Source organism: Anoxybacillus sp. MB8, assembly GCF_011006755.1.
Taxonomy (GTDB): Bacteria; Bacillota; Bacilli; order Bacillales; family Anoxybacillaceae; genus Anoxybacillus; species Anoxybacillus gonensis.
Genome location: NZ_RXXX01000041.1, coordinates 20,226 through 27,444, shown reverse-complemented (window position 1 = coordinate 27,444; position 7,219 = coordinate 20,226). Strand labels below are relative to the sequence as shown.

At 39.8% G+C, this 7,219-nt stretch carries 5 protein-coding genes; all 5 read left to right on the top strand.

Going from position 1 to position 7,219, the window contains the following annotated elements:
• Positions 1-593, top strand: a 593-nt coding sequence (locus EKC99_RS12645) for a UPF0236 family transposase-like protein (RefSeq protein WP_205597784.1), incomplete at its 5' end; no start/stop codon positions are given.
• 226 nt (positions 594-819) lie between these two features.
• Entirely contained in the window at positions 820-2,793 is a 1,974-nt protein-coding gene (gene parE, locus EKC99_RS12640; protein ID WP_035063633.1) for a DNA topoisomerase IV subunit B, read from the top strand.
• 4 nt (positions 2,794-2,797) lie between these two features.
• A complete protein-coding gene (gene parC / locus EKC99_RS12635; protein ID WP_021095933.1) occupies positions 2,798-5,188 on the top strand; it encodes a DNA topoisomerase IV subunit A in 2,391 nt (796 codons plus the stop codon).
• A 71-nt stretch (positions 5,189-5,259) separates the two neighbouring features.
• Positions 5,260-5,649, top strand: a complete 390-nt coding sequence (locus tag EKC99_RS12630) for a PilZ domain-containing protein (protein ID WP_051157508.1) — start codon at positions 5,260-5,262, stop codon at positions 5,647-5,649.
• A 165-nt stretch (positions 5,650-5,814) separates the two neighbouring features.
• Complete coding sequence (gene treP, locus EKC99_RS12625) at positions 5,815-7,218, top strand: PTS system trehalose-specific EIIBC component (protein ID WP_021095935.1); 1,404 nt, start codon at positions 5,815-5,817, stop codon at positions 7,216-7,218.
• Position 7,219 lies beyond the last annotated feature (1 nt).

Sequence of the window (7,219 nt, the reverse complement as noted above, 5' to 3'; positions counted from 1 at the left end):
GAGGGTACTTTCAACTCGATCGGTTCCATGTGGCGAGAGAGATTCGTCAATTGTTCCGAGGTCATGCAAGATATCGGGTGATTCGAAAGAAATTCGCATCATGGGATGAAGAGGGTGTGTTGCGAGAACTCACAAGTGCCATCGGTACGCTAGAACATGAGGAGAAGGAAAAGCAACTCGAGGCGCTTGTTCGTCGAATCGAGGAGATGCCAGGATGTTTGCGTGACTATCGCATATGGCTGAAGGAAAAAGGGATCGACACGACAAACATGAGAGCGATGGGGAGTGCGGAAGGAACGATGCATGTGTTTGCGAAACGAAGTAAAAACGGTCGAAGTTGGAAAGATGCAGGGATTGAAGCAATGTTGCGAGCGATCGCCGCGATAAAAGATACGTTACTCATTCGGACACGCCGTGGGGTGATGTATGGCGTGGAAGAACGAGAAGAAACGAAACGAGAAACGATCGTGAAAAAGGCAATGAAACGCGTCTCATCTCGAATGAAGGAAGTGATTCGGGACAACATTCCGTATTTCCGTCAGTCTTCAGGAACACCGATTTACGAGGTATTACAAGCATTGAAAGGTTTTTAAAAACACAGATATAGGCACATACCTACAGGATAAGAGAGGATAAAAGCGCTTACATGAAACAAGCCTATAAAACCATATATAACCAATAAAATCGGTCGAGAAAAAAATCTCCCACAAAGTCTTGACTCAAACCTTTTCTTATCATGACGTTGGACGTTTTTCGAATGTATGTTAAAATAGAGAAAGTCAAAAAAACAGAAACAAATGTTCTTGTTGTGAAAGGGGAATGATTGTGACAGATAAACAACTTCTTACATATAACGAAGATACCATTCAAGTATTAGAAGGATTAGAGGCGGTTCGTAAGCGACCAGGCATGTATATCGGAAGTACAGATAGCCGTGGTTTGCATCATCTCGTATATGAAATTGTAGATAATGCCGTTGACGAGGCGCTTGCTGGATATGGAAAACGCATTGTTGTGACGATACATAATGATCAAAGCATTAGCGTTCAAGATGAAGGACGTGGGATGCCTACAGGTATGCATAAGTTAGGAAAGCCAACGCCAGAGGTTATTTTAACTGTATTACATGCAGGAGGGAAATTTGGTCAAGGTGGATATAAAACGAGCGGTGGTTTGCATGGGGTTGGTGCCTCTGTTGTTAATGCTTTATCAGAATGGTTAGAAGTGACGATTCAACGTGATGGGTTCATATATTACCAACGGTTTGAACATGGTGGAAAGCCTGTCAGTACACTTGAAAAAATTGGAGAAACAAAGCGAACAGGAACAAAAATTCGCTTTAAACCGGACCAAACGATTTTTAGTACAACAACGTTCCATTATGAAACGATTAGTGAACGTTTACGAGAATCTGCATTTTTATTAAAAGGATTAAAAATTGAATTACACGATGAACGGTCGGGATTACGTGATACATTTTATTACGAAAATGGAATTGAAGCGTTTGTACAATACTTAAATGAAGAAAAAGATGTATTGCATCCGGTTGTATTTTTTAGCGGCGAGCAAAGCGATATTGAAGTGGAGTTTGCCTTTCAGTTTCATGATGGGTATGCAGAACATATGCTTTCGTTTGTGAACCACGTGCGAACGAAAGATGGAGGAACACATGAAATCGGAGCTAAAACGGCAATGACTCGCGTGTTTAATGAATATGCACGAAAAGTAGGTTTATTGAAAGAACGAGATAAAAACTTAGAAGGCACAGACATTCGTGAAGGATTATCTGCGATCATATCTGTTCGCATTCCAGAAGCACTGTTGCAATTTGAAGGACAAACGAAAGGGAAACTAGGAACACCTGAGGCTCGTTCGGCCGTTGAAGCGGTCGTTAGCGAGAAACTAACGTACTTTTTAAATGAAAACCCAGATATCGCCACATTGTTAATTAAAAAAGCGATTCGGGCGTTTCAAGCGCGTGAAGCTGCGCGAAAAGCACGGGAAGAAGCACGTTCTGGAAAAAAGAGAAAAGGAAAAGAACATGTATTAAGCGGAAAGTTAACACCTGCTCAAACACGAAATCCACAAAAAAATGAATTGTATTTAGTCGAAGGGGACTCGGCAGGTGGCTCAGCTAAACAAGGACGTGATCGCCGTTTTCAAGCGGTATTGCCTCTTCGTGGGAAAGTCATTAACACAGAAAAGGCGAAACTAGCTGATATTTTTAAAAATGAAGAAATTAACACAATTATTCATGCCATTGGCGGGGGTGTGGGGGCTGATTTTTCGCTCGATGATATTCATTATGATAAAGTCATCATTATGACTGACGCAGATACAGACGGGGCACATATTCAAGTGTTGTTGTTAACTTTCTTTTATCGTTACATGCGACCACTCATCGAAGCTGGTAAAGTGTTTATTGCCCTTCCACCACTTTATAAAGTAAGTAAAAAAGTTGGTAAAAAAGAAGTGATTGAATACGCATGGACGGATGAGCAACTGCAATCGATTTTGAAAAAAATCGGTAAAGGATATACGATTCAACGCTACAAAGGGCTTGGTGAAATGAATGCTGATCAATTATGGGAAACGACGATGAATCCAGAAACGCGGACGCTTATTCGTGTTCGTATTGACGATGCAGCACGTGCAGAACGTCGTGTCACGACATTGATGGGCGATAAAGTAGAACCGAGAAGAAAATGGATTGAGTCCAATGTGCAATTCGGTTTAGAGGACGATATGAATATTTTAGAAAACGATCATGTGATGACAACTGAGGGGGAATAAGAACATGGAACGTGTATTAGATTTACCGTTTGAAGATGTGTTAGGAGACCGATTTGGTCGGTATAGTAAATATATTATTCAAGAACGTGCCTTACCTGATGCACGCGATGGATTGAAACCGGTGCAGCGTCGCATTTTATATGCGATGTATGTAGATGGAAATACGTCCGATAAACCATTCCGTAAATCGGCTAAGACAGTCGGAAATGTCATCGGTAATTTCCATCCACATGGTGATTCTTCCGTATATGAAGCGATGGTGCGTATGAGCCAAGAATGGAAAGTGAGAAACGTGCTTATTGAAATGCACGGAAATAACGGAAGCATTGATGGAGATCCACCTGCAGCGATGCGTTATACAGAAGCAAGATTATCGGCGATCGCATCTGAATTGTTGCGCGATATTGATAAAGAAACGGTAGAATTTGTACCAAACTTTGATGATACGAGCAAAGAACCTGTTGTATTGCCAGCAATGTTTCCGAATTTACTTGTCAATGGTTCAACAGGCATTTCAGCAGGTTATGCGACAGAAATTCCACCACATCATTTAGGAGAAGTAATTGATGCAGTGATTATGCGCATTGATCATCCGACTTGTACAGTTGATGATTTAATGACTGTATTAAGAGGGCCGGATTTCCCAACGGGTGGCATCATCCAAGGAAAAGAAGGCATTAAAACAGCCTACGAAACAGGGAAAGGAAAAATTATTATTCGCGCTAAAGCAACGATCGAACAAGGGAAAGGCGGCAAACAAGCGATTGTGATTACGGAAATCCCTTACGAAGTCAATAAAGCGAATTTAGTTAAAAAAATTGATGAATTGCGCCTTGAAAAAAAGTTGGATGGAATTGTTGATGTGCGTGATGAAACAGATCGCACAGGGTTACGAATTGTTATTGAAGTGAGAAAAGACGGCAATGCAGAAGGTATTTTAAACTATTTGTACAAAAACACTGATTTACAAATTACGTACAATTTTAACATGGTTGCCATCCACGAGCGTCGTCCAAAGTTATTAAGCTTACCGCAACTATTAGATGCATATATCGAACATCAAAAAGAAGTGGTCGCGAATCGTTCCCGTTATGAATTACGAAAAGCAAAAGAACGCGCTCATATTGTGGAAGGGCTAATGAAAGCTATATCGATGTTAGATGAAGTGATCGCAACGATTCGTGCGTCCAAAGATAAAAAAGATGCAAAAGCAAATTTGATGAATCGCTATGAATTTACGGAGCCTCAGGCGGAAGCTATCGTCACATTACAGCTGTATCGTTTAACGAATACAGATATTTATGATTTGCGTGAAGAAGCAAACGCATTAAACGATAAAATCGAAGAATTAACGACCATTTTAGAAAGTGAGAAAAAGCTATTATCTGTGATTAAAGCCGATTTAAGAAAAATGAAAAAAACGTATGCAGATGAGCGGAGAACGACGATTGAAGAAGAAATAAAAGAAATTAAAATTGAAATGAATGTCGTTGTTCCCGAGGAAGATGTCATTGTTACCGTCACAAAAGATGGATATATTAAGCGGACAAGCCTTCGGTCTTATAGCGCTTCGAACGGACAAGATATTGGCATGAAAGAGAGCGATAGATTGCTCGGTATGTTCGAAATGAATACGACACATACGTTGTTGTTATTTACAAATAAAGGTAATTATCTATATTGCCCTGTTTATGAACTTCCCGATATTCGTTGGAAAGATATCGGTCAACATATTTCTCATATCATTCCGCTTGATCGCGATGAGCAACTCATTAGTGCTATTCCAATCACAGATTTTTCAAATGGATATGTGCTATTTATTACAAAACAAGGGTTTGTGAAAAAAACAAGTCTCGTTCATTATAAAGCACAACGGTACTCTAAGCCGCTTGTGGCGATTCGATTAAAAGATGACGATGAAGTTGTGAATGTGTATCAAACTGACGGAACAGGGTATATATTCCTCGTCACACAATATGGCTATGGCTTATTGTTCCAAGAAGAAGAAATCGGAGAAGTTGGCGTTCGAGCAGCTGGAGTGAAAGGAATCCATCTAAAAGAAGGAGATTGCGTTGTTTCTGCTCAACAAGCAACTGAAGAAAACGTTGTTCTTGTGACAAAACGTGGAGCAGTGAAAAAAATAGCACGAACAGAGATCGAGCAATCTACACGTGCAAAACGTGGGCAACTTCTCGTTAAAGAAGTGAAAACAACTCCACATCGATTAGTGAGCTGTCATTTCCTTTCGAACGGATATGTTATTTTAAAGACGGAGAAAGGCATGATGGAAGAGGTTTATGTCGACGAACTGCGATTAAGTGATCGATATGGCAATGTAACATACGTGCTTGATTGTGAAGAAGTTGGTTATGTTACGGATACATGGGTGAAATAGTCATAACTCCCTTGAATTTCTTCGTTGTTTCAATTATATTGAAGAAGGTATAGTTTTCATATGGGGGACTTATGATGAGATTTAAACGACAAGAACCTTTCCGATATCAATTTGGTCAACCGATTCCGTGCACGTTCCGTATTACACGCATTGGAGAACGGGAAGTGGAAACGGATAAAGGAGCGGCTGAAATTCATGATATTAGTCCGCGTGGCATTCGAATGGAGACAAAATTAAATTTACCTATTGACTCTGCTAAAGGTGAAATGGAGGTGGAGTTACAGTTTACAATCGTCGATCAACCAATGAACGTCCGTGGCGTTGTCATGTGGAAAAAAACATATGCGAATGAATTTCAATACGGTCTATCGTTAGAGATTTCTAAACAAGAAGAAATGCAGTTAATTGGCGAAATTAAAAGACATGCGGCGATGTATGCTCGGAGAAAAGAAAGCAAATAAGCAAATAAAGAGGATGTCCATGTGGGCATCTTTTTTTCTTTAAAAAATGTTGAAAGCGGTTGACTAACTTGTATATACAGGTTAAAATAAAAACAAACAAGTCGACTTGTATATACAAGTTTATAAAAATTGTGTGTAAACGCTTCAACTAAGGAGGAGTAGAAGATGCGACAATCTGTTGAAAAAATTGTCCAAGCGGTCGGTGGGAAAGAAAATATTATTGCCGCGACACATTGCGTCACACGTCTTCGTTTTGCGTTAAAAGATGAAGGAAAAGTTGACAAAGAAGCATTAGAAAACATTGATATTGTGAAAGGATCATTTTCAGTCAATGGTCAGTTTCAAGTAGTGATTGGTCAAGGATTAGTAGAAAAAGTATATAACGAAATGATTGAAATGACCGGTCTCGGCCGCGCGACAAAACAAGACATTAAAGACGCTGCGGAAAAAAAATTAAATCCGCTACAACGAGCCATTAAAACGTTAGCTGACATTTTTATTCCGCTTTTACCTGCTATCGTCACAGCCGGCTTATTGATGGGGTTAAATAACATTTTAACAGGCCCGGGAATTTTTTATGAAGGAAAATCGGTTGTTGATGTTCATAAACAATGGCGCGATTTTGCTGATATGATTAACTTAATTGCCAATACAGCGTTCGTCTTTTTACCTGGGTTAATCGGTTGGTCAGCTGTTAAAAAGTTTGGTGGAAGCGAGTTACTCGGAATTGTACTCGGACTTATGCTTGTTCATCCAGCGTTATTAAATGCATGGGCATACGCTTCAGCTGTGCAAGAAGGAACAGTGCCATATTGGAATTTATTTGGATTTGATATTCAAAAAATCGGTTATCAAGGTCAAGTATTACCTATTTTAATTTCATCATATGTGTTAGCGAAATTAGAACAATTTTTGAAAAAACGCATTCCGGAAGCATTTCAATTGTTGCTTGTTGCTCCAATTGCATTACTTGTGACAGGGTTTGTTTCTTTTATTGCAATCGGTCCTGTGACGTTTGCTATTGCAAACGCTTTAACGGATGGTCTTGTTGCTTTATTCGATCGTTTTGCAGCGTTAGGTGGGCTCGTATATGGAGGGTTATACGCTGTTCTCGTTGTCACAGGAATGCATCATACGTTTTTAGCAGTAGACTTACAATTGATTGGTAGCACAGGTGGGACATTTTTATGGCCTATGCTTGCGTTATCCAATATTGCACAAGGTTCTGCAGCACTTGCGATGATGTTTGCTACAAAAGATGAAAAATTAAAAGGCTTATCGTTTACATCAGCTATATCTGCTTACTTGGGCATTACGGAGCCAGCGATGTTTGGTGTCAATTTACGATTCCGTTATCCGTTCATTTCAGCTTTAATCGGCTCTGCTATTGCGGGAATTTTTATTACGATTAATAAAGTGCAAGCTTCTTCTATCGGTGTTGGCGGACTACCTGGATTTTTATCGATTTTCCCAGATAAATGGGCACCATTTTTCATCGGTATGGCTATCGTCCTTATCGTTCCATTTACGTTGACGTACATTTTGGCAAAAACGAGAGGCGGTAAGTAAT